This is a genomic window from Microbacterium sp. K24 (genome assembly GCF_004794465.1).
GTDB lineage: Bacteria > Actinomycetota > Actinomycetes > Actinomycetales > Microbacteriaceae > Microbacterium.
In genome coordinates this window covers 72,509-97,692 of sequence record NZ_SSDJ01000126.1, presented here as the reverse complement: position 1 = coordinate 97,692, position 25,184 = coordinate 72,509, and the positions used below count along the sequence as shown (strand labels likewise).

Below are 25,184 nucleotides of genomic sequence, written 5' to 3'. Positions count from 1 at the left end.
ATGGATCATAATGATCTGGTGCAACGATCAGAACGCCTAAAAGTGATCATCCGTGCGGTCGAGAGTGGCCCGCGGCGGATTCAGGACTTGGCCGAACTGACGGGAGCATCGACGATCACCATCCGTCGAGACCTGACCGAGCTCGCCGAGCAAGGGGCCCTGCGGAGAAACCACGGAGGCGCGGAGGCCGCATCCAAGCGCGGAGCGGAGTTTCCTTTTGGTCTTCGCCTTTCGGAGGAGCCCAACGCCAAGTCCGCTCTTGCCGATGCAGCGGCACAGCTTGTGTTACCAGGGCAATCGATTCTTATCGACAACGGTACGACGGCGTTGGCGATCGCGCGGCGGCTAGCGGGGTTCGGAGTCACCGCTCTTGCCCTATCTCTTCATGCCGCCGCCGCATTGGCTGAGCGGCCGGGTAATGAAGTGATCGTTCCAGGCGGGGCGGTTGATCCAGACGACCTGTCGTTCACGGGTGTGGATGCGGTGGATGCCGTCCGCTCGATGCGCTTCGATGTTGCGTTCCTGGGTGCATGTTCTGCGGATCCCACCCATGGTCTCACCGTCTCAAAGCTGGCCGACGCGAGGATCAAGCGCGCAGCGTTGGCCTCGTCCGCGCGGGTCATTCTTGTGGCCACCGCGGAGAAATTCACTCGCACATCCGCACATCGCTTCGGTTCATTCGCCGACCTGGACACCGTCGTCACCTCGGCGGATGCACCAGTTGGGGCCATTCACGACGCGCGAGAGGCGGGCGTCACCGTGATCACGGTGACGCCCGCGGCCGCCGCATCGGGGTGAGATCGCGGGGGCTAATGGCTCACCATTGGTGGCGGTCGTCTCAGCGCTTGAGTTCATCCGCCCGCGAGCACCACAGATGACTGCACTAGGGCGTGCTCTTGACCGTTGAGCCAAGGCCGACATCCATTGATCCGGTGCCCCGCTTGTGCGCGCGTAGCGCGGTAACCGCGAGTGCATGATCCTCGTGCATCTCTAGCCCACTTACGCCAACGGCACCCACAAGGGTCCCCTCAACGCGGATGGGGAACGCCCCTCCGGCGTCTGTGTACCGACGCGGATCCAGCAGGGAATCGTCTCGGAACGAGCTCCTGTTGGCGGCGAAGTCATAACGTACAGCCAGGGAGGCGTGGCCGTAGTGGGCGACCGTTCGGAATTTACGGTCGAGCCAGGCAGCATTGAGGGCAGCGGAACCTTGCAGCGCACTGTGGAAAGCCCGCTGTCCCCCGAGATCGACCGCGATAACAAGCGGCGCATCATTGTCGAGGCCCCAGTTTCGGATGGCGACGCCCACGGCCCAGGCGTCCTCGAGTGTGAAGCTGACGAAGTCGAGTTCCTCTTCTTCTGCCGTGATTGCCGCGCATGCGTCGGACGGTGCCATATGAGAGTATTCGGTGCTCATCGTGCGTTCTTTCCGCTCGTATAGCTTGGGGGTCCGTCAGGCGACAGTGGCTCGGGACTCGACCGGATACACCACGCCGAGTTGCCGACGGATTTCGTCGAGAGTGCCAACGATCGCGACACTTTCCTCGATCGGGAGCACAGTATTGTCAAGAGTCCCCGACTGGATGATCGCCTCAGCTGCGATTGCTTGGTACTGCATTCCGCGACCCTCGACTGGCTCCTCGAATCGTTCGAGGAGACGACCGTCATGGCTGAGCACAGAGAAGGACGTTGAGTTGTACCAAATTCGGTCGATCTCGATGCGTGCGTCGGTGCCGACAATCTGGGCGGTGTTTGAGCCGTTCGCGCGGGAGGATGTGATGCTCGTGGAGATTGCTCCCGACCCATGCACCATGGTGATCGAAGCTTCGGTGTCGGCGCCCGTCTCGGAGAGCCGGCCCACCGCAGCAACCGAGGTCGGCACGCCGAGGATGTCCCACGCGAACGAGATGGGGTAAATGCCCAGGTCAAGCAAGGCACCACCTCCAAGCTCGAGCGAGTTGAGTCGGTGCTCGGGATCAGACGGCAAACGCATCATATGATCCGCGACTACGGCCCGGATATCGCCGAGGGTGCCCGCGTTGAGAATCTCGTGGATGCGGACCATATGCGGGAGATACCTAGTCCACATCGCTTCCATCGCCAAGAGCCCAAGTTCCTGCGCACGCTCCTTGACGCGACGCGCCTCGGACTCGATGAGGGTGAATGGCTTCTCTACGAGAACATGCTTCCCGTGTTCAAGCGCCAGGAGAGCGTATTCGGCATGGGAAGGGTGTGGCGTCGCGACGTAGACGATGTCGACGTTGGGATCGCTGACAAGGTCCTCGTAAGAGCCATGCGCCGTGGGGATATCGAACTCTTGGGCGAATCTTACGGCGACGTCCGACCGCCGTGAGCCAACGGCGGTGACATTGAGTCCCGCGACGTTGAGGTCCTGCACGAACCGTCGAGCGATCCATCCCGTCGCGAGAATTCCCCATCGAAGACCAGTCATGACACATTCCTTTCGGGCCCGCGACACTCGAACGCGACGCGGTAGTTGTTGGTTGAGGGTGCGACGACGGGTGCCCCGCTCCTCACGCAGGGCCGGGCACCCGTCGCACTAGTCACTCGGTTCCGCACTCCTTAGCAGCAGCGGAGACCCCAGCGACGAGGCTTTCGAGATCACCATCCACCGAGAACTTGCCGACAGCGGAGTTGACGGCGCTTGTCTGGCCAAGCGTGCAGCCGGAACCGTTGGCGCAGGAGCCCACCGGCTCAAGCGTGGCGAAGTCCTTGATCGACGACTGCTGATACTCGGGATAATCGGCCGGGTCGGCATCGGTGCGAGCAGGAATCGACCCCTTCTCAATGTTGAACGCCTTCTGTCCGTCGGCGCTGCCAAGCACTTCCAGCCAGCACAGAGCACCGGCCTCGTTCTTGGCGCCCGTCGGCAGAACAAAGGAGTCGGACACCCACTGATAAGCGTCCTCGGTGCCCGGGAACGCCTGGTAAGTGAAATCTGTGTAGCCCTCGGCCGCGAACTCACCCACCTGCCAGTCGCCCATCAGCTGGTACCCCGCCTGGCCGCCAGTAAGGCGCTTCTCGGCGTCGGTCCAGTCCAGGCTGTCTCGGTCCGGATTCGAGTAGCTGAGGATGGTCTTATAGTCCTCAAGAGCCGCCATGACTCGCGGGTCGCTCCAGTCGCCGCCCTTCGTCCACAACGCGGAGAAGTCCTCGACCCCCAGTTCGGAGAGCAACACGCTCTCCATGAGTTCGAGCTGCGTCCAGTCAACGCCCACGGCCAGCGGTGACTCGATGCCCGCCGCCCGCAAGGCCTCGAGATTTGCAATGAAGTCATCCACTGATGCGGGGGCGTCGGTGATGCCTGCGTCTGCCAGGACTGTTCCGTTTCCCCAAAGCATGATTCGGTGGATGTTCACCGGCACCGAGTACACCTCACCATCGACGGTAAGTGCATCGATGAGCCCCTCCGGCATTACGTCGTTGAGACCCCACTCTTCGTACTGCTCCGTGAGGGGCTGAACCTGCCCCGAAAGGATGTAGTCGTACGCCTCTGCCCCAGCATGCATGAGGAATGATTCCGGAGGATCGTTCTGTTGCATCCGTGAAGCAAGCACCTGCTTCGCGTTTGAACCGGTACCGCCCGCGATCGCGGCGTTGATGAAGGACTCGCCTTCACAGTCGCGGTCAAAAACATCCACCAGCCCATCGAGTCCAGCCTTCTCGCTCCCCGAGGTCCACCAGGTGAAGATCTCAACATCGCCACCGGTCTCAGCCGTGCCCTGCGGCGCAGAGGCCGCACAACCGGTGAGGCTCACGGCCGCAAGGGTGGCCGCTGCTACGAGGGGTGTGAGTTTGCGATTGCTCATTAGTGCTCCATTGCTCAATGAGGCGGTCCAACTATTGATAAGGGCTTATCAATACCGCGTTGGGCCCACAGTAGCGAAGCGAAAGGGCGCTTGCAACCCACCGGTGCCCAGAACTCCCCGAGGCGCCTCTCCCGCCTCACTCAAACCTGAGTCGGCTGTTCGTGGGGAGAACAACTTCATTCCCCGCGTGGTGTCGGGAGGAGAGGCAGATCGCGTGAGGATTCCCGGGCCGCTAGCGAGGCTGCGTTCGACTCCGCGCCGCCGTCTGACCTGCTCGCTGCGCTCCTGCGGGCAGCACGGGCAAGTCAGCGAACCGATCGTTTCGGTGACGGTCTGCCCGAACCGCCACCGTTACTCCTCGGGCAACGCCGGGCCGATCTCGCGGTCAGCGGAACCAGTCATCTCAGGTTAGGCCCGTCACCACGAGGTGCACTTCCACCATCGGGTGGTGTCCCGTAAACAGGGAGTGGCCAGTCTCCGCCGCGGTCTTCCGTCGAGAGGCGAGCGACGAGGGCGGGGATGCGTAGGGCAGTGGCTAGAGCGGTGACGGATTGGAAGGCGTTGATCGCGAGCCGGCTTTTCGGCATACCCAGGCGCAGAAGGCCGGGCTTGACAGTTGCCTGGATCTCGTCGACGAAGGGCCTCAGAGTGCGATCGTAGCTCGCCAACGCACGGGGCAGGTTACCGGGGTCGTGGTTGAGTTCACCGGCGAGCACGTAGGCGCCGACGAGGCTGCCAGATACACCCATACCGCTGTAGGGCGAGGCGCAGTGCGCCGCGTCACCGACGAGGACGACGCGACCCTTCGACCAAGTGTCAGTACGTACTTGGAGCACCTCTTGGGAGTAGAAGAACGGGGCGCCATGCATGCCGTGGATGAAGCGTTCGGTCTGCCAGCCGGCATCACGGAACCTATCCGCCCAGAACTGCTTCTGCATCTCGACCGGTTCGCGGTGGATCGCCGATGCCTGGGCGGACTGCTCGCGGAGCACGAAGTACACCTGGGTCTCATCGGCATTGTGGCTGCGGCGCATGATCTGTCTGCCACCGGGCACCATGTAGGTGTCCCTGATGTTTCCGTCTGTTTCGATCCGGGGAATGAACCAGTAGGCCATGTGAATGCCGACCCGCCAATAGGGGTCGATCTCGTCGGGGAGGATCGCGCGGCGGATGCGGGAGCCTTGCCCGTCCGCGCCCACGAGGAGGTCGAAGTCCTCGGATGTGCCGTCTGAGAAGTGCGCAGTGACCTTCGCCTCGTCTTGCTCGAAGCGGTCAATGCTCGTGCCGAAGATGTAGCGGACGTGGTCTTTCGTGGCGTCGTAGAGGATGCGCACCAGGTCGCCACGCATGATCTCGTACTCCGAGGTCAGGGACTGCTTGCCTGTGCCGGAGGTGTTAGCCATGATCTTCGCCCGGGCCTTTCCCTGCGCGTTGACGAACGCGACGCCCACCTCATCTACGCGCGCCGCTCGGATCAGATCGAGTACTCCCATGCGCTCTGCCGCATCGATGCCCTGACCGCGGAGGTCGACCTGCGCCCCTGTCGCGCGCAACGCGGGGAATCGCTCAACAACCGTCACCTCGTGGCCGGCGCGGGCAAGCCAGAACGCTAAGGCTTGACCCGCGACCCCCGCGCCACAGATCAGAACCTTCAGGCCGAACCGTTCCGCTCGCAATGTCATTACGCGCCGCCTCATCTATCAGTGATAGTTTTGCATCAGTGTCACCTATCAGTGATAGATTGTCAAGGTGGCGAAGCTTGCGCGGGACACGGTCATTTCTGAGGCGCTCAATCTGTTGGACGACGTCGGGCTCGACGGGGTGAGCACGCGGCGGCTAGCGGCACGGCTCGGCGTCGAGCAACCGTCCCTGTACTGGCACTTTCGGAATAAGGGCGAGCTACTCGCCGCGATGGCTGAGGCCGCGATGGCGCCACACGCCACCGCTTCCCTCCCCACGCCAACGGACGAATGGCGGGAGTGGTTCCTGGAGAACACCCACAGCTTCCGGCGCACATTGCTCATGCGCCGCGATGGGGCGCGCTTACATGCGGGGCTCGTCCCGGGCGCCGATCTCGACCGCATTGCCAAGAAGATGGCGTTCCTGACCGCGGCCGGCCTGCCCGAACGCGATGCGCAGTTCGCGATGCTCGCAGCCAGCCGGTTCACAGTGGGCAGCGTGCTCGAAGAGCAGTCCGAGACGCAGGACGCCTCCCCGACGGGCGAACCCATCGGACTGCCCTCGATGGACCATACCCTCGCTTTCGAGGAAGGTCTGAGATTGATCGTGGATGGCCTGACCCGACGAGTCGAAGGGTCTGCCCGCGATCAATGACGGACGCTCTCGATGCCCAACGCAATGGTTCCCCTCCTGATACGTGCTAAACGTCGCGGCGCTTGAGCAGCCAACAGGTCACTCCACCGATAGCGGCGAGCCAGCTGACTAGGGCGTGTCTCCTAATCGTTCGTTGGCCCGCGGTTACGAACGGCTACGACGATCACAAATGAGGGATGTGGATGTGGTTAGGTCTTGCCTATGCCTGTTGCGCGCATCAACACCAGACGCTCGTGGAGTCCTCAAGAGGTAGCCGACCTCATGGACGCGATCTATCGCGCACAACGCAGCGCCCTCCTCGTGCCCGAGGACGACCGAAACATCCGATATGTCGAGCATCGCCCCGAGCACTTTGCGGTCCCGTCGACGGCGAGCGACAAGTTCGTGCTCGTTGAGATCACTCTGTTCCCCGGCCGCTCCGTAGAAGCAAAAACGCGGCTGCATCGCGCGATCACCGCCAACTTCGGAGACCTCGGGATAGCGCCTGACGACATCTTCGTCGTCCTCAACGAACCGACGCTGGAGAACTGGGCTGTTGGTGGCGTTCCTGGTTCGGAGCTGCAGATCAGCTTCTCTGTCGACGTCTGACGGGTATCAGGTGTCCGCGATCAAGCGCGTCCAGGTGAGGATGGCGCAGAGTGTGACGCCGGCGCGGTAGGTGATCGCGAGCTTGTCGTAGCGTGTCGCGATGCCGCGCCACTGTTTGGCGAGGGCGAAGAACCGCTCGACGACGTTGCGGCCCCTATAGGCGTCGACGTCGAGCCCGGGTGGTCTGCCACCCTTGCTGCCGCGCCGCTTCCGGGCGTTGGCTTGATCGCGCTTGTCGGGGATCACGGCTTTGATGCCGCGGCGGCGCAGCTCGGTTCGGATCACGCCGGTCGCGTAGGCGCGGTCCGCGATTACCGCATCCGGCCGGGTGCGCGGCCTGCCTCGCCCGGGCCGGGAGACGTGGATCTGGGCGAGCACCTCGGCGAGCATCGCGCCGTCATTGCGCTGCCCACCGGTGACGATCATCGCCAGCGGTCGGCCGTGCCCGTCGACGGCCTGGTGGATCTTCGTGGTCAGCCCGCCGCGGGAGCGGCCGATTCCATGCCCCGGCGGTTCAACCTCATGCCAGGGCAAATTCTTGTGATTCGATCCCGCCCCCTGTGTCCTGCTCCGGGCGGGTGGTGTTCGTCGCGTGCTGATGCGCACGCGCGATCGTCGCGTCCACGGACACTGCCCAGTCGATCTTCCCCGCCACGTCGGCCTCCGCGAGAATCCATGCCAATACACGATCCCAGGTGCCGTCCCCGGCATAGCGGCGGTGCCTCTTCCACACCGTCTGCCACGGCCCGAACTGCTCACGAGGCAAGTCGCGCCATGGGATCCCAGTGCGGAACCGGTACACGATCCCCTCGACCGCCCGACGGTTGTCACCGAACGGGTGACCGCGTCGCCCTTCATTTGAGGGGAGAAGCGACTCGATCCGCTCCCACTGCTCGTCCGTGAACACCCGATACCGCGAACCCATCGATCTCACCCGACCAGCGTGCCGCGAGGCTTACGATCCATATGGGAGACACGCCCTAGTGCCGCAGGGAAGCCACTCGGAGCTGACGAATCCCCGATCTGATCCTTTGTGCGCGGGTCGAAGGCCCACACCACGTGGACCCTTTCGACGACGTTGTCTGGCCCCTGGAAGTCAAACCGCACAGGATGCCCATCGATGGATCCGTTGATTGAGGTTGTAACGCCAGGGATGCGAAGAGTCTCAGCGCCGAACACGAACTGTGCCCCCCGGGTGAGGAGAGCCGTATTGATCGCGTCGGTCAACTCCGAGCTATTCATCGATACCCCCGTTGATGCTGCTACGAATCGGCTGGGCTGCGAGTGCGCCGTTCCAGGATTCCAATGCTCACGGTAGCGGACGTTAGACGGCTACAGCGCCCGGAGGTCAAGGTCCGGACGAGGCTGGGTCTATAAGAGGAGGACGTTACGGCTCCCTGTCGTTTCGGCTTCCTACGAGGACATGCGCCACATGCGGGTGCGTGCACCCGTATCGGCGGATCTCCTCCCACTTTGTTGTGACCCGCGGGCCATCTCCACGAGCTTGCCATCCGGCTTGATTCCCAGCTTCTCGTCCGCGACCAAGCGCGCCCGAGCAGCCGCGGATGCCTCGGCCTGTGAGACGACGTCTCGAATCTTTCCGTCGTTGCCGTGGATCACAATTTCGGCGCCGCCGCTTCTTCGTGCGATCGCGCGCGCGGCGTTGATGGCGTCTGCCTGGGTCGTGAAATGACCCGAGCTACGGGCAGCGTCCTGCTTCACGACTTCCCATCCCCCCCGTGAGCCGTTCGCTACGATATGGAAGGAGTTGCTCCGCGCGCGACTGCTGCGGCGGCTTGACGCTCCGCTGGAACTCTCAGACTGGGACATCGTCATCTCCTCCTTCGTTCTCATTGTCTGCGACTTCAGCGCTCGACTCAAGGGCATCACTCGCAGCTTCGACCGTGGGATCGCCATTTGCCCAAGTGATGCGGGCGCCAGGTTCCGAGTCGACATCTTCCGCGTCCTTGAGGCCACGCGTGGCCGCGTCGACGAAATCAGTCTCGTGCTCTGCCGCATAGTCGCTTCTACCCAGGGCTTCGAGCACTTCAAAGCCAATTTCCCGCGTCTCGGTCTTGTCGCTGAGCACAAGCGTGAGGGCCCACTCTGCGCGCTTCCACCACTGCTCCTTCCGCTGCGCGTCGCGCTGTACACCAGCTTGGTTTCGGGCAGCCGTGAACGCGATCGCTGCCGCAACTACTGCTGCCGCGCCCCCGAACCCGGGAGTCTGCGCCCAGGGTATGAACCAACTACCGAGCCAAGGGAAAAAATCCTGGAAGATCCAGCCCAGCGCAACAGTGATGGCCGCCACAATCCATTTCCAGTAGACGACCACGAGGAGGACCGCGATGATGAGGCCGACGATCCACGGCCACCTCGGTCCAGGCAACCGTCTCGTCGGGCGTGGGCTACTCATGGCGTGAGTGTATCTGGCGCGCTCGCCTTGCAGACTCGACTATCAGTGGTGCCGCCAGATAGTTGCAGGGGAGCGGTGCGGGTCGCCCTAGCGCGTATGGCGGCAGACGGCGCGTTCGCATCGACGCGAACGACGGCAACAGCAACCAGAAAGTGTCACGGCAAAGGACACCTCCAGGGCGCCAAACAGTCTCAGGCGAGTGACATCTGGTGTCATCTCACTCCGTTTCCGACACGAATGCTCGATGGTGCGCGAAGCTGCCTGATCGCCTCCCACGCGGCATCCGAAGTCCATGCACGTGAATCCATCCCTGCCGATCGGACGTAGGCTGGAGAGAAGGACGAGCCGTCCGAGAAGATCTCCCGATACCGTGCCCGTCCGGGAAAGGAGCCACTCGTGGCTCAGTACGACGTCTCGAACCGCTCGGCGATCGTGACGGGAGCAGGCAGCGGAATCGGTCGCTCGACCGCCCTCCTGCTCGCACAGAACGGCGCAGCCGTGGTCGTCAACGACCTGAACGCCGACAACGCGCATGCGGTCGTCGACGAGATCCGCACCGCCGGCGGCACCGCCGAGGCCTCTGTGGGCGACGCGACCGACGTGGCGTGGATCGCGTCATCCGTCGAGCTCGCCAACACCCTGGCCCCGCTCCGCATCGGTGTGAACAACGCCGGCATCGGCGGAGCATCCGCCCCCACCGCCGAATACGAGGATGAGGCGTGGGACAAGGTCATCGCGATCAACCTCAACGCCGTGTTCCGCAACATGAAGGCGCAGATCCCCTCGATCCTCGCGAATGGCGGCGGCTCCGTCGTCAACATCGCGTCGATCCTCGGCAGCGTCGGGTTCGCGAACTCCCCCGCCTACGTCACGGCCAAGCACGGCGTGGTCGGCATGACGAAGTCCGCCGCCCTCGAGTACTCCGCGCAGGGCGTGCGCGTGAACTCCGTCGGCCCCGGCTTCATCGACACCCCGCTCCTCGCCACGATGGATGCCGATGCCCGCGAGTTCCTGGTGAGCAAGCACCCCATCGGACGCCTCGGCCAGGCCGACGAGGTCGCGAACCTCATCGCCTTCCTCGCCAGCGACGCGGCCAGCTTCATCACCGGCAGCTACCACCTCGTCGACGGCGGCTACACCGCTCCCTGACCTGGAGCCACCCGTTCGGGGGCCGTCTGCAGGCCGCGGCCACGGGCCATCGCGGGTGCATTCGCACACTTGTCGGGAGTCAGTACGGATGTCGGGCCGGAATGCGGATTCCGCCCGACATCCGTTCCACCTCCCGACATCTGTACCGGCCACGCTTCCTGAACGACGGATGCCGCGGCCACCGGCATCCGCACGCAGAAGTGCCCGCCGCCTCACGGTGACGGGCACTTCCGGCGTTCAGAGCGCGCGACTCACTCGTACGTCGCGAGCCTCATCGTCGCCGTCGCGCTGTGCGCGGCCATGCCCTCGGAGTCGGAGATGACCTGCACGGCGTTCGCGAGCTCGGGCGTCGCCTCGCGCGCGATGCGCTGATAGGTGAGCGGCTTGAGGAAGCGCGAGACCGAGAGGCCGGCGCTGTGCTTGGCTCCGCCGGCGGTCGGCAGCACGTGGTTGGTGCCGGCCATGCCCTTGTCGGAGTACGCGACGGTGCTCCACGGGCCGATGAAGAGCGAGCCGTAGTTGCGCAGGTTGTCGTGGTACCAGTCGTCGTCCGCCGTGATGAGCTCGAGGTGCTCGGGAGCAAGGTCGTCCATCAGCGCGGCCGCGGTCTCGCGGTCCTTCGCGACGGTGACGACGCCGTAGTCGCGCCATGCCGGGCCGCAGATCTCGGCCGTCGCCAGCGTCTCGAGCTGACGCTCGACGGCGGCGATCACGGCCGTGCCGTGCTCCTCGGATGTCGTGACGAGCGCGGCGGGAGAGTTCGGGCCGTGCTCAGCCTGTCCGAGCAGGTCGGCGGCGACGATCTCGGGGTCGGCGGTCTCGTCGGAGATCACCGCGACCTCGCTGGGACCGGCGAGCAGGTCGATCGCGACGGTGCCGAACAGCTGGCGCTTGGCCTCGGCGACGAACGCGTTGCCGGCGCCGACGAGCATGTCGACGGGCAGCTCACCGAGCAGACCGTACGCCATGGCGGCGAGCGCCTGCACACCGCCGATCACGAAGACGCGGTCGACGCCGGAGAGGTGCGCGGCGTAGACGACGGCGTCGTTCGCGTTGCCGTCGGGCTGCGGGGGCGTGCACGCGATCACGGTGGGAACCCCGGCGGCCTTCGCGACGCCGACCGTCATGAAGGCGCTCGCCGTGAGCGGGAAGCGCCCGGCGGGCAGGTATGCACCGACGCGCGAGACGGGGATGTACTTGGCGCCGGTGACGATGCCGGGAACCAGCTCGGTCTCGAAGTCGCTCAGGTGCGCGCGGGACTCCTTCGCGAAGGCCTGCGTGCGCGCGGCGCCGAGCTCGATCGCGGCGCGGAGGTCGGGCGCGAGGCGGTCGCCGCTGGTCGCGATCTGCTCGGCGGTGAGCTCGATGTCGGTGCCCTGGTAGTTGTCGAGCGTGCGCGCGTAGTCGAGCACGGCGTCGAGACCGCGCTCGCGGATGTCGGCGAGCATGTTCGTCACGGTCTCGATCACGGCCGGATCGCGCTGCGCCGCCGGTGCGTCGATGAGCGGGGTCTTGAGGTGATGGAACGACCCGTCGAGGCGGGACAGGACTGGTGAGGAGTAACGCATGCTGGAAGGCTAGATCGATCGTAACCATTCGACAAGCCTGATGGTCCGAGAGCAATCATCGGGTTTACCATTGGTTGTGACCATCACCCAGTTGACCGCCTTCCTGGCGGCCCTCGAGCACGGATCCTTCACCGCGGCGGCCGCGCATCTCGCCATGACCCAGGCGTCGGTGTCGGAACTCGTCGCGCGCCTCGAACGCGAACTCGGCGTGACGCTGTTCACCCGCGGGAGCCGTCGCCTCGTGCCCACGGAGGCCGCGCTCGAACTGCGCCCGCACGCCACTCAGGCGGTGAGCGCGGTGCAGAACGGCATCGATACGATCCAGGCGCTCACCTCCCTCGACCGCGGCACCTGCACCTTCGGCGTGCTCCGCAACGCCGCGTACTACGCGCTCGCCGATCTCGCCGAGACCTTCCACCACCGGCATCCGAATGTGCGGCTGCGCCTGGTCGGCATCAACTCCGCTCACGTCGCCCGGTCGATCGCGAGCGGCGAGCTCGAGGCCGGGCTGCTCGTGCTGCCCGTCGACGAAGACGGCCTCGAGGTGCGTCCTCTCTTCCGCGACGAGGTGCTCTACGCCTCCGCCACGCGCTCGCTCGACGCGGGACCCGTCACGATCGACGAGGTGGCCGCGGCGAAGCTCGTGCTCTACGACGCCTTCGCCGGCTGGGACGACCCCACACGGCGCCAGCTGCTCGAGCGCGCCCGCCTGCGCGGCCTGTCGATCGAGCCCGCGGTCGAGGTTGAGAACGTCGAGACGGCGCTGAGCCTCGTCGCCGCGGGGGCCGCCGACACCATCGTGTCGCGGTCGATCACCGAGGCAGAGGGCTTCGCCACCGGCATCCGCACCTTCCCGTTCGCCGAGCCGATGCACGACACGATCGCGCTCGTGCAGAGGGAGGGGATGATCCTGTCACCCGCGACCCAGCGCCTCGCCGAGCTCGCCGAGCGGATGCTGCGCGAAAGGCTGCCGGAACACGAAGGCCGCACCCCGCTCGGCTGACTCAGTACAGGTCGCCCCGACGGTCGTCGAAGAGGTGGTTGTGCGGGGGCAGCGACTTCTCGCGCACGGCGGCGAGCGACAAGACGGCGGTCGCGCCCATCACGGCGCGGAAGGCGACGATCCAGCCCTGCTCGTCGATGAGGGCGGTGCCGTCGGTCCAGTCCACGCCCCGCTCTGAGCCCCAGCGGTCGGCGATGACGACCGGCAGCCGCGAGGAGCGGGCGGATGCCATGGCCTGGATCAGCTCCGGCGCGTGCTCGCCCTCGGGTCGCGACACCAGCGGCCAGTTGACGGGCAGTGCGAGCACGTCGGCTCCCGCGAGCGCCAGGCGACGCGGCACCTCGGGGAACTCGTTGTCGTAGCAGATCGCGACACCGAGGCGCCCGAAAGAGGTGTCGACGACGATGCCCGCTTCGGTGCCGTGGTCGAACACGAGCTTCTCGGTGCCCCAGAGATGCGACTTGCGGTAGTCGGCCAGCCTCGCGTCCCGCGTCAGCACGGCGGCGGTGTTGAAGAGTCGATCCCCGGCCTTCTCGGCGTAGCCGACGACCACGACCGCGTCCTCGGGGATCACCTCGCGCACGGCATCCCACCGCGCGTCGTCCGCCGTCAGCGCCGACTTCTCGGCCTCCGCGCGATCGTCGAAGACGTAGCCGCTCGTGGCGAGCTCGGGCAGCACGATCAGGCGCGCGTCGCGACGCCCGGCGGCGACGATCGCCTCCCGGATGTGCGCCAGGTTCGCGTCGACGTCGCCGATCACGATCTCGGGCGACAGCGCAGCGACACGCAGGTCAACGATGTCTGCAGGCATGGCTCTCATCTTCCTCCGGATACGCCGAAGCGCGAGGCGCCCCCCGGCTCCTCGCGCTTCGTCGGTGTTCAGTCGTCTTCGGTCGCGGTGACCATCACTCCGAGTGGAGCGAGGTAGCCGTTCGGGTCGATCGTCCAGTCGGCCGCGGCAGCCGCCTCGACGACCTCGGGTGCCCACTCGAGGTAGACGCGGTCGTCGCCGCCGTTGATCACGAGCACCGTGCCGGAGCCGGTCTCGTCGCCCTCGACGCAGCGGTACTCGCGCCACGCGCCCTCGGGAACGGAGAAGGTGTCTCCGGCGCCCAGGTTCACCGTCGTCGACGGGTCGCCGTTGAGGGTGACCTCCCAGCGACCGGTCTTGAACAGCAGCGCCTGCGTCTTGTCGTGACGGTGACGCAGCACGCCCTGACCCGGCTCGGCCTTGACCCAGGCGAGGTTGAAGGAGTGCGGCTCGGTCACGTTCGGCACCTGGCGACGGTTCTCGCTCATGCCGTAACCGATCACCGTGGCGAGCTCGACGCGGCCACCCTCGACGGCCGCGCTCAGCAGCGCCGCCGACGAGTACTTGCGGTCGCCCGGCTGGATGACCCGCGAGCGCATGTCTTCGACGGTGTAGGTGGTGAGCTCGTCGATGTAGTGCTGCTTCATCGGCTTGATGAGCGGCACATCGTCGGGGAGCACGTCGCCGGCGACCGTGTCGATGAGCTTGTTGTCGGCCGTGAGGTGCAGCCCGTAGGACTCCGCCTCGCGCAGCACCGATGGGCCCCAGATGATGCCGCCGTTGTCGTCGCGGCCGAGCACCGTGTAGAGGATGCCGTCATCGGGACCCTCGTTGGTGAAACCGCGGAAGATCCAGGTGGGGATCGTGACGATGTCGCCGTCGTGGCTGATGTACTCGCCCTGCTTGCCGTCGACGCCCCAGCGGAGGCGGAACTCGCCGCCGAGGTTGATGAACACCTCGGCCGTGAAGTGCAGGTGCAGGTTGTTCGAGATGCCGTTGGGCATGCCGGCGGCGCCGGTGTTGAACCCGTGGTTCACCTCGAGGTTCACGTACTGGCTCGCGTTCTGCGAGACACCGGCGCCGATGAAGGAGTAGTTCTCCTTGCGGTCGGATCCGGGCGTACGGCAGTCGATGAATGCCGAGTTGCAGGGAACCCAGTCGGTGCGGCGGATGGTCCGTCGCTCGATCTCGGACGCATCGACGATCACGTCGGTCGCGTCGATGATGGCGTTGCTCATTTCTTCTTCTCCTTGGTGATCGGGGGATCGATCAGTAGATGTTGGTGGGGCCGACCGGCTCGTCGCCGCGCATGCCGGCGATCTGGGCCCGGAGGGCGATGTCGTCCCACAGACGCACCTCTTTGACGAGGGCGCCGTTGTGGAAGGTGAATTGCGAGATGCCGAGCACGTCGACCGGCTTGCCGGTGAGCGGGCCGTAGTTCGGCTTGCCGTTGTACACGCCGGTGAACTTCCAGGTCACGGCGACGCGGAGGCCCGCGTACCGCACGTCGTAGTTCGTCTGGATGTCGCGGATCTCGAACTGTCCGCCCGGGAACGCCTCGAGGAAGTGCAGCAGCGCGCGGCGGTAGCCCTCCGGACGGATGACGACCTTGTTGCCGACGGTCTGCAGCACGAGGTCGCGGTGGAAGTACTTCTCGACCTTCTGCAGGTCGCGGTCGTTCCACACCGTCTGGATCATGTCGATCACCGTCTCGACCTCGGAGCGGTAGTCGTCGGGACGGACGCCCGAGTCGCCCTTCGCGATGACGTCGGCGGGCGCCGGCTCGGTCCACGAACCGGTGTAGCCGCGGAAGGCCTGGGCCCGGGCGAGCTCGTCGACGTCGGCGCCGACCTCGAGCGCGCCAGCGAGCGAGTCGCGGACGACCCACTCCTCGACCATGCGGCCCTTGCGGTAGAGGCAGTTGGCGATCGTGTAGCTGTGCGCCGACGACTGCAGGTGCCCGGAGAGCACGAGGTGCGAGCTGAGGAACGCGTCGTCGCCGCGCGCCTCCCAGATGACGTCGGCGGCCTGACCGGTGCGGTCGGGCGTCGACGAGATGCGCATGAGGGTTCCCTCGATCACTTCGTCGCGGGTCGTGGAGGTGCCGTAGGCGCCGTGCACGATCGAGTCGGGCTCGTAGTTCTCGCGGATGTAGTGGATCGACCGATCGACCCAGATCAGGTCGGTGACCTCACGGATGAAGTCATCGGGGTCCTTGTACGGCAGATAGGCGACCGGATCGAGAGGCACGCTGTTTCACTCCTTAGAAGATGAGTCCGCGTTTCATCGATGAACGCGGGCTTCCTTCGTCAGTGTATGCGTATGCACAAACGAGTGCAAGAGAGAGTTTCCTGACACACGGGTGTCAGAGGCGGATGCCGGGTCAGCCGGCCTGCGCGGCCGCGAGGGTGCGGCGGGGCACGAACGACGACGCGAAGCGCATGTTCTCGATCGGCGCCTCGCGGTCCTCGATGCGACGCACGATGAGGTCGGCGGCGGCCGACGCCATCCCGGCGATGTCGTAGCCGACCGTAGCGAGATCGACGATCGGCCAGGCCGCTTCGGGGAGATCGTCGAAGCCCACCACCGAGAGGTCCTCGGGGACGCGGAGACCGGCCCGGTGCGCGGCGTTCAGCACGCCGTAGGCGACGACGTCGTTTCCGCAGAACAGCAGCGTCGGGCGGTCGTCTTCGCGGAGGAGGGATGCCGCGGCCTTCTCGCCCTCTTCGGCGCTGTACTGCGGCGCCTTGCGGGTGTACGCCTCGGTGAGCGGCAGCCCGTGCGCGACGAGCGCGTCGCGCAGAGCGGACTCGCGCGCCTGGGCCGTGCTGGTGTTGACGGGCCCGAGGACGGCGCCGATCCGGCGGTGTCCGAGGTCGACGGCGCGGTCGACCGCCTGCCGGTAGCCGGCCACCGGATCGACGACGGTGGCGTCCGCCTCAACGAGGGATCCGATGCGGTTGAAGTAGACGAACGGCAGGCCCCGGTCCTTCAGGCGCAAGGGCGCCGCGGACTCGACCGTCGTGGTGGCGAGGATCAGCCCGTCGAGCCCGTTGGCGAGCAGGCGCTCGACGATCGTCGCGTCGTCGGCGGTCTCGGTGTGGAGCATGAGCTGATAGCCGAGGGCCTCGAGCTCGCGATGCACCGGCGCGATGATGTGCGAGTAGAACTGGTTGTCGAGGTCGGTCAGCAGCAGGCCGATGCGGCGGGTGCGCCCGGACGACAGGGCGCGTCCCGCCTCGCTGGGCACGTAGCCGAGCAGCTGGGCCGCCTCGCGCACGCGCGCCTTGGTCGCCTCCGACACCCGGGAATCGTCGCGGAGCGCCCGGGAGACCGTGGGTTGCGACACCCCCGCCAGCCTCGCGACATCGCGACTCGTGACGACCATCTGACGCCTCCCCCTCAACGCTGGGAATTCTAGCGCCTTGACGCCCGCGTGCATACGCGGTCATAATCAGAGCATACGTATGCAACGAAAGGAAGGGCCATGCCCCTGCATCTGAAGTCCGCGCCGACGAAGACGTTCGCGGACACCGCGCAGCAGGACGTCGCCGAACGGGTCCGCGGGATCATCGGCGACATCCGCGAGAACGGCGACGCCGCCGTCCGCCAGTACGCGGAGCAGTTCGACAACTGGAGCCGCGACTCCTACCGCCTCTCGGATGCCGAGATCGAGCAGATCATCGGCACCCTCCCCCCGCAGGTGATCGAGGACATCGAGTTCGTCCAGTCGCAGGTGCGCCGCTTCGCCCAGGCGCAGCGCGACTCCCTCGTCGACATCGAGGTCGAGACCCTCCCCGGCGTCTTCCTCGGCCAGAAGCACGTCCCGGTGCAGGCCGCCGGTGCGTACATCCCCGGTGGGAAGTACCCGCTGACGGCGTCCGCCCACATGACGATCATCACCGCGAAGGTCGCCGGCGTCCCCCGGGTCGTCGCGTGCACCCCGCCGATCCGCGGCGAGATCCCCGCTGCGACGATCGCCGCCATGAAGATGGCCGGCGCCGACGAGATCTACCTCCTCGGCGGCGTGCAGGCCGTCGCCGCGATGGCCGTCGGCACCGAGACGATCGAGCGGGTCAACATGATCGCCGGACCGGGGAACGCCTACGTCGCCGAGGCGAAGCGCCAGCTGTTCGGCGAGGTCGGCATCGATCTGTTCGCCGGCCCCACCGAGATCCTCATCGTCGCCGACGAGCACGCCGACCCGTTCTTCACCGCGGTCGACCTGCTCTCCCAGGCCGAGCACGGCCCGGACTCCCCGGCGGTGCTGGTGACGACCTCGCAGTCGCTCGCCGAAGAGGTCATGGACTGGATCGAGAAGATCCTCCCCGGCATGCCGACCCGCGACTACGCCGGCCCGGCCTGGCGCGACTGGGGCCAGGTGATCGTGGCCGACGACCTCGACGAGGCGTACCGCATCGCCGACGACTTCGCCTTCGAGCACGTGCAGATCTTCACCGAGAACCCGCGTGAGGCCCTGACGAAGATGCACGACTACGGCGCGCTCTTCCTCGGCGAGAACACCTGCGTCTCGTACGGCGACAAGGTCATCGGCACCAACCACGTGCTGCCCACGCTCGGCGCCGCCCGCTACACCGGCGGACTCTGGGTCGGCAAGTACCTGCGCACCGTCACCTACCAGGAGGTTCAGAACACGGAGTCGTCGGCCGAGCTCGGCGCCGTCTGCGGTCGAGCGGCTCGCGTGGAGCTCTTCGAGGGCCACGCCCGCTCCGGCGACGCGCGTGCGTGGCGTCACGCCGGCACCGAGTTCGCCTGGATCGAAGACAGCCAGGCGGCCTTCGCGGAATCGCGATGACCGACCTGACGGGCCGCACCGCCGTGGTGACCGGCGGCGGCAGCGGACTCGGGGCGGCCATCGCCCGGTCGCTGCACGCCGCCGGCGCCGACGTCGTGCTGGTCGGCCGCGACGAGCAGAAGCTCGGCGCCGTGGCATCCGCTCTGGGTTCGCGGGCCCGCGGGCTCGTCTGCGATGTGGCGGATGCCTCTTCCGTCGATGCTCTGCGCGATGCGCTGGCAGGCACCGAGGTGTCGATCCTCGTGAACAACGCCGGCATCCCCGGCCCGGTCGCGGCTCTCACCGACATCGCCGTCGACGACTGGGACGAGGTGTTCGCCGTGAACGTGCGCGGCACCTTCCTGCTGTGCAAGGCGCTCCTGCCGGGCATGATCGCGCGCGGCGACGGCGACGTCATCAACATCGCGTCGGTGTCGGGCAAGCGCCCGCTCGCGCATCGCACCCCCTACTGCGCATCGAAGATGGCCGTGATCGGATTGACCTCGACCCTCGCGTTCGAGGTCGGTCCCGCGGGAGTGCGGGTGAACTCGCTCTCGCCCGGACCGGTGCAGGGGCCCCGGATGGAGCGCAACTTCCGGCTCGAGGCCGAACGCTCCGGCACGACGGTCGACGACGCCGAGCACGTGTTCGTCTCGCGCGCCGCACTCGGACGCATGGTGACCGAGGAGGAGGTCGGCTCCGCGGTCCTCGCGATGCTGGCGATGCCCGGGATGTGCGGAGCCGACGTCGACCTCTCCGCCGGTATGGTCGCCTGATGACGTCGTTGCGTGCGCGTGCTCTGGCCGGGGAGAAGCTGCTCGGCGCCCTGCTGCGGATGCCGTCGGAAGAGCTCGTCGAGATGCTCGCGGTCGCCGAGTTCGACTTCGTGCTCATCGACTGCGAACACGGCCCGGCCGACATCACCGCTCTCCGGAATCACATCGCCCTCGCGTCCGCGCACGGCGTGCCGGTGGTCGTGCGGGTCGGCGAGAACGACCGCGGCCAGATCCTGCGCGTGCTCGACCAGGGTGCCGAGGGCATTCTCGCTCCGCACCTCGACAGTGCCGCGGATGCCGCTGCCCTCGTCGACGCGTCGCTGTATCCGCCGGCCGGCAACCGCGGCTTCGCGACCTACAGCCGCGCCGGCCGCTTCGGCGAGGTCGACCCGGCGGAGCACCTCGCCTGGTATCTCGAGAACACGCTGGTGCTCGGCATGATCGAGTCGCCGGGCGGTGTCGCCGCGGTCGACGCGATCGTCGGGACGCCGCGGCTCGACGGCATCATGGTGGGTCCGGCAGATCTCGCCGCGAGCTCCGGCCCCGAGGATCAGCCGGTGCCCGAGGCGATCGCGGCCGTGCATGCCTCGCTCGCTGCGGCGGGCTCGCTGCGGATGGACATCGTCGGCACGCGCGCCGCGGCCGAGGCATCCTTCGCCGCCGGTGCCGACCTCGTGGTCTACAACCTGGCGTCGTCGCTCATGCGGCACCTGCGCGACCTGGCGTCTCCGGAGCGCTGAGCCGCCGCGCGTCTGGCGCACGACGTGAAGGAGATCTCTGGAGTGAAGGCTGCTGTCGCAGTATCCGTCCTTCATTCCGGGAGATCTCCTTCGTTTCGGGTGAACTCACGGCCTCTCTCCCACGCCCGCAGAGCTCTGCCCGAAGAGCGGATCCTGGGTCATGCTCCATCCGTGAGATGCACCGGTGTCGCAATCTCAAAGGACGAAACAGGTCTGCCCGCACGAAGTGCCACGGCCGCCGAGAATCAGGCCAACCAAAAAGGCCGACAACCGTAGTTGTCGACCTCTTTGATTCGGCCCATCGCCGACTCAGGGATTAAGCAATGCGAACGATCCAGCCGCACTTGCTGCACTTGAATTCGCCCGACGCCTGAGTGAACGGGCCGTACTTTGCTCCACAGTGGCGGCACGTAATGGTGAACGGGCCGCTGAGCCGCCGCGTACCCATCAGCGCTTCCCGTGCTTGGTCGCGTCCGTGAGGATGTAGCCCATCCCCCTGCGGGGCGTCGGCGGGAGCGGTTCGCCCCGAGTCACCGTGCGCTCAGCTCCGGTACGTCCGCCACGCGGGCCGACCTGTTCGTACTGCCCCGACTTCGGGGCCCTATCTCCAGGGGACAAGGGGTTAGCCATGTCGTCACCTGCTCTCTAGTTCCGAGGAAAAACTAGAGCTCTCGCCTAGGTCAATGGCGACCTAGCCCGAGTTAGGGTCTAAGCTTGGTTAGGTCATCCCGTCCAAAGTTTGACGCTCGCAAGCCTGAGATCCTCAGCTCAACCTGAGGCGATCTCAGGCTTTCGTGCTTCCTACACGTCAATACTACATATGGGTACCGACATTGGGGGCGACCACAAGCGGTAGTAGTTACATCCGTGTAGTTTTCCACCGCTTTTCCCCTCTGATCACCTGGTTCTCCACCGGTTCTTCCACAGGTGAGCAAGAGGCTGGTCGCAGGTAGAGCCGCATGATCCCGGGCCTTCTAGGCTGCGCGACTTCCGCTGCCCACAGGCATCACCTTTCGCCGCGCGTTCGACATCGGATCGCCTGTGGAATTCACCTTTCGGCGTGTCGTTGGCGTGTCGCTGGCACCCGGAGTGAGATTGTTGTTCTCCTTTTTGCGTTGACTGAACGCACCCCACCCCGATGGGCAGTCGAACGTTACCTTCCAGCGAGGTGAGGGGTCGCGCGTGACGATCCCGCTCGACGCCATCGAGCCCGACGCCGCATACCGCGAATGGGTCGACCGCTTCCTCTGGCGCGTCGACCAGGTGCCCGCCGTCGTCGTCGAGACGACCGGCACGATCGCGCTGGCCGTCCGCGGCGCTCAGGCATCACAGCTCAAGAAGCGCGTCACAGGAGGCGGGTTCTAGGACAACATCCCGCTCGTGGACAGCCTCGAGTCCCGCAACGCGCGCGCCGCATGGGACGCGCTCCGCGGATACCTCGTCGTCGCATCATCCCGCCTCGGCCTCGAAGCGTCCACCATGCCGGCAAGGCTGCCCGACGGCGTCGAGCTCGCCCGCGAATGGGCCTTCGCCGCCAACGCGTGGCTCTCCGACGTCGTGCACGAGATCCAGTCTTGGCCCGACCTCGGCGAACTCGAGGAGCAGCTCTTCCGCCATGCCCGCCACCGCCTCGACACCCACACCCTCCGACGCGTCCGCCCGAGCTCTGCACCCGCTGCGGCGAGAACGGCGTGATCATCGACTGGATCGCCAGACCCAACGGCCAGGCGGTACTCTCCAAGGTCTGCGTCATCTGCCGCACCAACCACACACGGGGCGACCAAGAATGTCACTTCAGGGTGAGGCGAATCTCATCGCCAAGCAGATGAGGATTCCATGCCGACTTTCACATCATGGCGCGACAAACTATCTCTGCTCAGTGAGCCATCGGGTCCACGGCCACAATCAGGTCGTTCGCTCGCGTCTCGGCGTTGTTCTTGGCGGCTGCGACGGCTCGATAGTACTTCCATCGCCGAAAGCGCGTCTTCACGAAGTTATGCGGAACACCCTGATGACGCGCGGTCAGGGCAGCCCATTCGTCTGCGCGCCAAAGCCCGTCGGCAAGCAAGAACGCCGCTCGGTGAGCTTCCAGAAGGCGGCGATTGCGAAGGTAGTCGAGCACGAGTTGACGGAGCTCGAGGTCATTCTCGATCTGCGTGACGATCGCATGCGGAATCGTCGTCGAGCTCGGCGGGGCACTCCAGTCCCAGCTCCAATCGTGCGGCGACGGAGATGGGCCAGCGAGCAGACGATGGACATTGTGCATGATCGCATCAGGTACAGCCAGTACGTTCCCGTTCCACTCATGGCGATCTATCTGAGAGTCGAGCGCGTCAGCGGCCCCTTCGACCTCATCGAGAACCTCAACGACTCGTTGCGCGAAATGGAACCCCGGAAGATGCTCGAAAGGGTCTCCAGACGGCACTGCGGTGATCGAAGGCACGAGGCGATCGAGCTGAGTTCGATCTGGGGTGAGATCGTACGAATCCTCGGGTGGCCATTTGATTCGATGCTGAAGAACGCTGCGGCCCTTCTCGACCGCGGCTCCTTGAGCGTTCGTAACCTCCAGGTTGCGCGCCCTCGTCGACAAGCGCCGCTCCGCTCCCAGCACAATGAGCGCGACGATCAGCCCAGTGCCGATGCCTATAACCAGATCCGGTCCGAAAGACGAAAAATCCCACCAGCTCTCGAGCCAAGTTTTCGGCTCGGTCCCCACAACACCGGCAAGTGACGAGATCCCCATGAATGAACCCAACCACATAATCTTCATGAGCTGGAGAAGCTAGCGATGCCACGCCTCAGCTACCGGGAGGCCGCTCACCGCCTTCGCCGGGCACGCCGCACCATCCGCTACTGGAAGCTCCAGGGCATGCCCCGGGGGTGTGAACTCCGCGACGGACAGATGGTGCGCGTCGTCGACAAAGACATCTTCCTCCCATGGTGGCGCGATCGAATGGACAACGATCCCGTCTGGCAGAACCGCATCCGTGCGAAGATTCGCGATCAGCAGCGCTGAGGGTGCAAGTCGTCCCGAAGCCCGGCAAAGATCGCAAGCCGAACCTCCGGATCCACAAGGAACCACTTATCCGCCTTCGCGGGGAACTGCACCACGTCGTCGAGACCCTCGAAGTGCGCACGCGTCACGATCGGCACACCCTGTGACGTCGGCACATCGATCACCTGCAACGACAAAGCCTGGATCGCAGAACGGGGCACCACGGACACGTCGACGTCGTCCGCGAGCTCCGTGCTGAAATCCTTCCGAACTCGGACCGATGCGACGAAGCGGGATGTCAGCACGACCGCCCAGAGCTCATTCGCCTCGTACGCGCCGCCTTGGTGAGAGGCCTCACCTTTCCTTGTGGTGCCGAATTCGGCGTAGACGATGTCCTCGCCATGCAGCCAGGTCTTCAGCTCAACGTCGAGCAGCTGCACCCAGTGCACCCACTCTTTCGTTGTGTTGCCCATCAGGCTGGCCCACGGCGCCCGGGCGGCCCGGATCTTCTCCCACTGCTCATCTTCCATGACGCCCCTCTCGCTCCCTGTTGCCGATCACGATATCCAACGGGTCGACACGCCGATCCGAATCTCAGATATTGACACCGGCCAGTTTGCCTTACCTAGGTTGATGGTTGTGCTGGTGTCGCCCGCCTCGTGGTGGGGTCTAGCTCGGATCGCGGACGAAGAACAAGAACGCTCGCCCCAGCTTCGACATCGAGTCCGGGCGCGTCGGATCGCCCGTGTCGTTGAGCCCGTACGTCACCGGTTGAGTGCGCACGAGCAATCCGTCGTTCCGCAGGTCGTTAAACGCCGGCATCAACAATCCGAGGGGATCCCCCACCGCCCTCTGGACTATCCCGAATAGATCCCGCATGACCCCGTCTTGCTTCCCGTCGACAACGGGAAAAGACTCTTCCTTCGAAACGAATGGCGGGAGTGGCTCGGCGACCTCAAGGATGCGCACATGGAGCTCGCTATACCGATCCAAGAGGCGCACGAATAGTTCAGCGCGAATCGCCTCGACGTCATCGATCTGGGTATTGAACACCGCGTTCCGCAGACGACGGAGTTTATCCGGATCGGCGGTCGACTTTGAGGCCAGAAAAGCGCTACTCAGCACCGCCATGAAGCGGTCGGAAGACGCGAGGCTGTCGATGTCGGGGAGTCGACTCTGGCTCTGCAGCTCAGCGATGTCCGCGGCAAATGCATCTAGGATTTTCGTGGTTCGCTGCCGCTCCGCGAACTCAATCGGCGCGATCAGAGCACGACTCAACAACGACCCAAGGGGCAGCAGTTCGAGGACCGCAGCCGCCGTCTGCGCCGCGGTGAACTCGATGGCGTCCTTGTTCGATTCCTTCATGGCGTCAACCTATCGGCTCACCGAAGCAACTGCCCGTCCGGACCCCACCCTCGAAAGAAGAGACTCAAGAACGCTCCACGGGGACATAACGCGAACTGCTGCTTACTGCGCGCCAAGGTGCCTTTCCGCAACGCTCCGCCGGAGACGGTTGCGAGTCATCTCTCAGCGCTTCCACACACCCCGGTAGACGGGGAGGAACGCGAGCAGCGCGGCGAGCACCGTCCCCACCGACAGGATCGGCAGTGCCGGCTCCATGGTCCAGGGCGAGTTCGAGCTCAGTCCCATGCCCATCACCATCCAGGCTCCGAGCGTGCCGGCGATCAGCAGCACGACGAACGTGAGCATGATCCGCTCCGTGAGAGTCGAGATGTCGCTGCGCGCGAGCGACGGCAGGAACAGCAGCGACCCGATGATGACCACGATCAGGACGATGAAGGCGACGCCGAACGGGGCATCCCCGGAAGAGACCTCGCCGGACTCGTCCGGGGCGAACAGTCCGCCGACGAGCCCGAAGAGGTTCACGGTCTGCTCCTCGCCGTCGATCTTATCGGTGACGAACGGCACCAGCAGGCCCAGCACGAGCACGATCTCGGTGACGATGACCGGGAACACGAGCACCGCCGCCTCCAGCGCGCGGACTCGCCGTTCGAGCAGCCGCTGAGCCGCCTCGGTCGTGGACCCTGTGGCATCCTGCGTCATGATTCCGCCCCCTCGTCACGGGTGATCGCCTGCGTCACCCTCGAGCGCGAGTGTACCGACTCGCGCACGCGCGCTCGGGAGGACTTCTCCCTGATGGGCGGATGCCGACGCCGTG

Annotated in this window: 26 protein-coding genes and 1 pseudogene; 11 read left to right on the top strand and 16 right to left on the bottom strand. The window is 65.7% G+C overall.

Features of this window, described 5'->3' with window-relative positions:
* Positions 1–798: a DeoR/GlpR family DNA-binding transcription regulator gene (locus DW306_RS13030; protein WP_136056018.1), complete on the top strand. Its 798-nt coding sequence runs from the start codon at positions 1–3 to the stop codon at positions 796–798.
* 85 nt (positions 799–883) lie between these two features.
* On the opposite strand, the gene DW306_RS13025 is transcribed toward DW306_RS13030, so the two are convergent.
* From DW306_RS13025 to DW306_RS13010, 4 genes are all read right to left on the bottom strand, one after another.
* Entirely contained in the window at positions 884–1,417 is a 534-nt protein-coding gene (locus DW306_RS13025) for a heme-binding protein (RefSeq protein ID WP_205814173.1), read from the bottom strand.
* A gap of 36 nt (positions 1,418–1,453) precedes the next feature.
* Positions 1,454–2,452, bottom strand: a complete 999-nt coding sequence (locus DW306_RS13020; RefSeq protein ID WP_136056017.1) for a Gfo/Idh/MocA family oxidoreductase — start codon at positions 2,450–2,452, stop codon at positions 1,454–1,456.
* 112 nt (positions 2,453–2,564) lie between these two features.
* Entirely contained in the window at positions 2,565–3,779 is a 1,215-nt protein-coding gene (locus tag DW306_RS13015; protein ID WP_205814172.1) for an ABC transporter substrate-binding protein, read from the bottom strand.
* A 449-nt stretch (positions 3,780–4,228) separates the two neighbouring features.
* The gene (locus DW306_RS13010; RefSeq protein WP_136056015.1) at positions 4,229–5,512 is read right to left on the bottom strand and encodes an FAD-dependent oxidoreductase; all 1,284 of its coding nucleotides are present in this window, start codon (positions 5,510–5,512) and stop codon (positions 4,229–4,231) included.
* Between the two features lie 67 nt (positions 5,513–5,579).
* Between DW306_RS13010 and DW306_RS13005 the strand changes: the two genes are divergently transcribed.
* Complete coding sequence (locus DW306_RS13005; protein ID WP_136056014.1) at positions 5,580–6,164, top strand: TetR/AcrR family transcriptional regulator C-terminal domain-containing protein; 585 nt, start codon at positions 5,580–5,582, stop codon at positions 6,162–6,164.
* 261 nt (positions 6,165–6,425) lie between these two features.
* Positions 6,426–6,752 carry a tautomerase family protein gene (locus DW306_RS13000; protein WP_168429319.1) on the top strand — a complete coding sequence of 109 codons (327 nt, stop codon included), beginning with the start codon at positions 6,426–6,428 and terminating at the stop codon, positions 6,750–6,752.
* 6 nt (positions 6,753–6,758) lie between these two features.
* Here the strand turns inward: DW306_RS13000 and DW306_RS12995 are convergent.
* The 3 genes and pseudogenes from DW306_RS12995 to DW306_RS12985 form a co-directional block, all read right to left on the bottom strand.
* A pseudogene (locus DW306_RS12995) lies at positions 6,759–7,677 on the bottom strand (IS5 family transposase).
* Between the two features lie 488 nt (positions 7,678–8,165).
* On the bottom strand, positions 8,166–8,582 hold the full coding sequence (locus DW306_RS12990; protein ID WP_136056012.1) for a DUF2188 domain-containing protein: 417 nt from the start codon (positions 8,580–8,582) through the stop codon (positions 8,166–8,168).
* Positions 8,569–9,168, bottom strand: a complete 600-nt coding sequence (locus DW306_RS12985; protein ID WP_136056011.1) for a DUF4153 domain-containing protein — start codon at positions 9,166–9,168, stop codon at positions 8,569–8,571. Before DW306_RS12985 ends, DW306_RS12990 begins: the two co-directional genes overlap by 14 nt.
* Positions 9,169–9,564: 396 nt before the next feature.
* Here DW306_RS12985 and DW306_RS12980 point away from each other — a divergent pair, with 396 nt between their 5' ends.
* Positions 9,565–10,317, top strand: coding sequence for an SDR family oxidoreductase (locus DW306_RS12980; RefSeq protein WP_136056010.1), 753 nt, complete (start codon positions 9,565–9,567; stop codon positions 10,315–10,317).
* A 251-nt stretch (positions 10,318–10,568) separates the two neighbouring features.
* On the opposite strand, the gene hisD (DW306_RS12975) is transcribed toward DW306_RS12980, so the two are convergent.
* On the bottom strand, positions 10,569–11,885 hold the full coding sequence (gene hisD, locus DW306_RS12975; protein WP_136056009.1) for a histidinol dehydrogenase: 1,317 nt from the start codon (positions 11,883–11,885) through the stop codon (positions 10,569–10,571).
* 76 nt (positions 11,886–11,961) lie between these two features.
* On the opposite strand from hisD (DW306_RS12975), the gene DW306_RS12970 reads away from it, so the two are divergent.
* A complete protein-coding gene (locus DW306_RS12970; RefSeq protein WP_240747192.1) occupies positions 11,962–12,888 on the top strand; it encodes a LysR family transcriptional regulator in 927 nt (308 codons plus the stop codon).
* Between the two features lies 1 nt (position 12,889).
* Here the strand turns inward: DW306_RS12970 and DW306_RS12965 are convergent, their stop codons facing one another.
* The 4 genes from DW306_RS12965 to DW306_RS12950 all read right to left on the bottom strand — a co-directional run bounded on the left by DW306_RS12965 (position 12,890) and on the right by DW306_RS12950 (position 17,087).
* A complete protein-coding gene (locus tag DW306_RS12965) occupies positions 12,890–13,699 on the bottom strand; it encodes a nitrilase-related carbon-nitrogen hydrolase (protein ID WP_136056007.1) in 810 nt (269 codons plus the stop codon).
* A 68-nt stretch (positions 13,700–13,767) separates the two neighbouring features.
* Positions 13,768–14,937 (bottom strand): cupin domain-containing protein, encoded by a 1,170-nt coding sequence (locus tag DW306_RS12960; RefSeq protein ID WP_136056006.1) that lies wholly within the window; start codon positions 14,935–14,937, stop codon positions 13,768–13,770.
* Between the two features lie 31 nt (positions 14,938–14,968).
* Positions 14,969–15,949, bottom strand: a complete 981-nt coding sequence (locus DW306_RS12955; protein ID WP_136056005.1) for an ester cyclase — start codon at positions 15,947–15,949, stop codon at positions 14,969–14,971.
* A 133-nt stretch (positions 15,950–16,082) separates the two neighbouring features.
* Positions 16,083–17,087, bottom strand: coding sequence for a LacI family DNA-binding transcriptional regulator (locus DW306_RS12950; protein ID WP_275092153.1), 1,005 nt, complete (start codon positions 17,085–17,087; stop codon positions 16,083–16,085).
* A gap of 99 nt (positions 17,088–17,186) precedes the next feature.
* Here DW306_RS12950 and hisD (DW306_RS12945) point away from each other — a divergent pair, with 99 nt between their 5' ends.
* The 5 genes from hisD (DW306_RS12945) to DW306_RS12920 all read left to right on the top strand — a co-directional run bounded on the left by hisD (DW306_RS12945) (position 17,187) and on the right by DW306_RS12920 (position 21,705).
* Entirely contained in the window at positions 17,187–18,515 is a 1,329-nt protein-coding gene (gene hisD / locus DW306_RS12945; protein ID WP_136056003.1) for a histidinol dehydrogenase, read from the top strand.
* Positions 18,512–19,270, top strand: coding sequence for an SDR family NAD(P)-dependent oxidoreductase (locus DW306_RS12940; RefSeq protein ID WP_136056002.1), 759 nt, complete (start codon positions 18,512–18,514; stop codon positions 19,268–19,270). Before hisD (DW306_RS12945) ends, DW306_RS12940 begins: the two co-directional genes overlap by 4 nt.
* Positions 19,270–20,010 carry an aldolase/citrate lyase family protein gene (locus tag DW306_RS12935; RefSeq protein ID WP_136056001.1) on the top strand — a complete coding sequence of 247 codons (741 nt, stop codon included), beginning with the start codon at positions 19,270–19,272 and terminating at the stop codon, positions 20,008–20,010. The genes DW306_RS12940 and DW306_RS12935 overlap by 1 nt, the downstream gene beginning before the upstream one ends.
* A 1,182-nt stretch (positions 20,011–21,192) precedes the next feature.
* Positions 21,193–21,375: a hypothetical protein gene (locus tag DW306_RS12925; RefSeq protein ID WP_136055999.1), complete on the top strand. Its 183-nt coding sequence runs from the start codon at positions 21,193–21,195 to the stop codon at positions 21,373–21,375.
* A 15-nt stretch (positions 21,376–21,390) separates the two neighbouring features.
* The gene (locus tag DW306_RS12920; protein ID WP_136055998.1) at positions 21,391–21,705 is read left to right on the top strand and encodes a hypothetical protein; all 315 of its coding nucleotides are present in this window, start codon (positions 21,391–21,393) and stop codon (positions 21,703–21,705) included.
* A 181-nt stretch (positions 21,706–21,886) separates the two neighbouring features.
* On the opposite strand, the gene DW306_RS12915 is transcribed toward DW306_RS12920, so the two are convergent.
* Complete coding sequence (locus DW306_RS12915; RefSeq protein ID WP_136055997.1) at positions 21,887–22,780, bottom strand: hypothetical protein; 894 nt, start codon at positions 22,778–22,780, stop codon at positions 21,887–21,889.
* 18 nt (positions 22,781–22,798) lie between these two features.
* On the opposite strand from DW306_RS12915, the gene DW306_RS12910 reads away from it, so the two are divergent.
* On the top strand, positions 22,799–23,026 hold the full coding sequence (locus DW306_RS12910; RefSeq protein WP_136055996.1) for a hypothetical protein: 228 nt from the start codon (positions 22,799–22,801) through the stop codon (positions 23,024–23,026).
* On the opposite strand, the gene DW306_RS12905 is transcribed toward DW306_RS12910, so the two are convergent.
* The 3 genes from DW306_RS12905 to DW306_RS12895 all read right to left on the bottom strand — a co-directional run bounded on the left by DW306_RS12905 (position 23,014) and on the right by DW306_RS12895 (position 25,069).
* Positions 23,014–23,535, bottom strand: coding sequence for a hypothetical protein (locus DW306_RS12905; RefSeq protein ID WP_136055995.1), 522 nt, complete (start codon positions 23,533–23,535; stop codon positions 23,014–23,016). The genes DW306_RS12910 and DW306_RS12905 overlap by 13 nt on opposite strands.
* A 139-nt stretch (positions 23,536–23,674) precedes the next feature.
* On the bottom strand, positions 23,675–24,370 hold the full coding sequence (locus DW306_RS12900) for a hypothetical protein (RefSeq protein ID WP_136055994.1): 696 nt from the start codon (positions 24,368–24,370) through the stop codon (positions 23,675–23,677).
* Positions 24,371–24,532: 162 nt separating this feature from the next.
* Positions 24,533–25,069 (bottom strand): hypothetical protein, encoded by a 537-nt coding sequence (locus DW306_RS12895; RefSeq protein WP_136055993.1) that lies wholly within the window; start codon positions 25,067–25,069, stop codon positions 24,533–24,535.
* Positions 25,070–25,184: the final 115 nt, after the last annotated feature.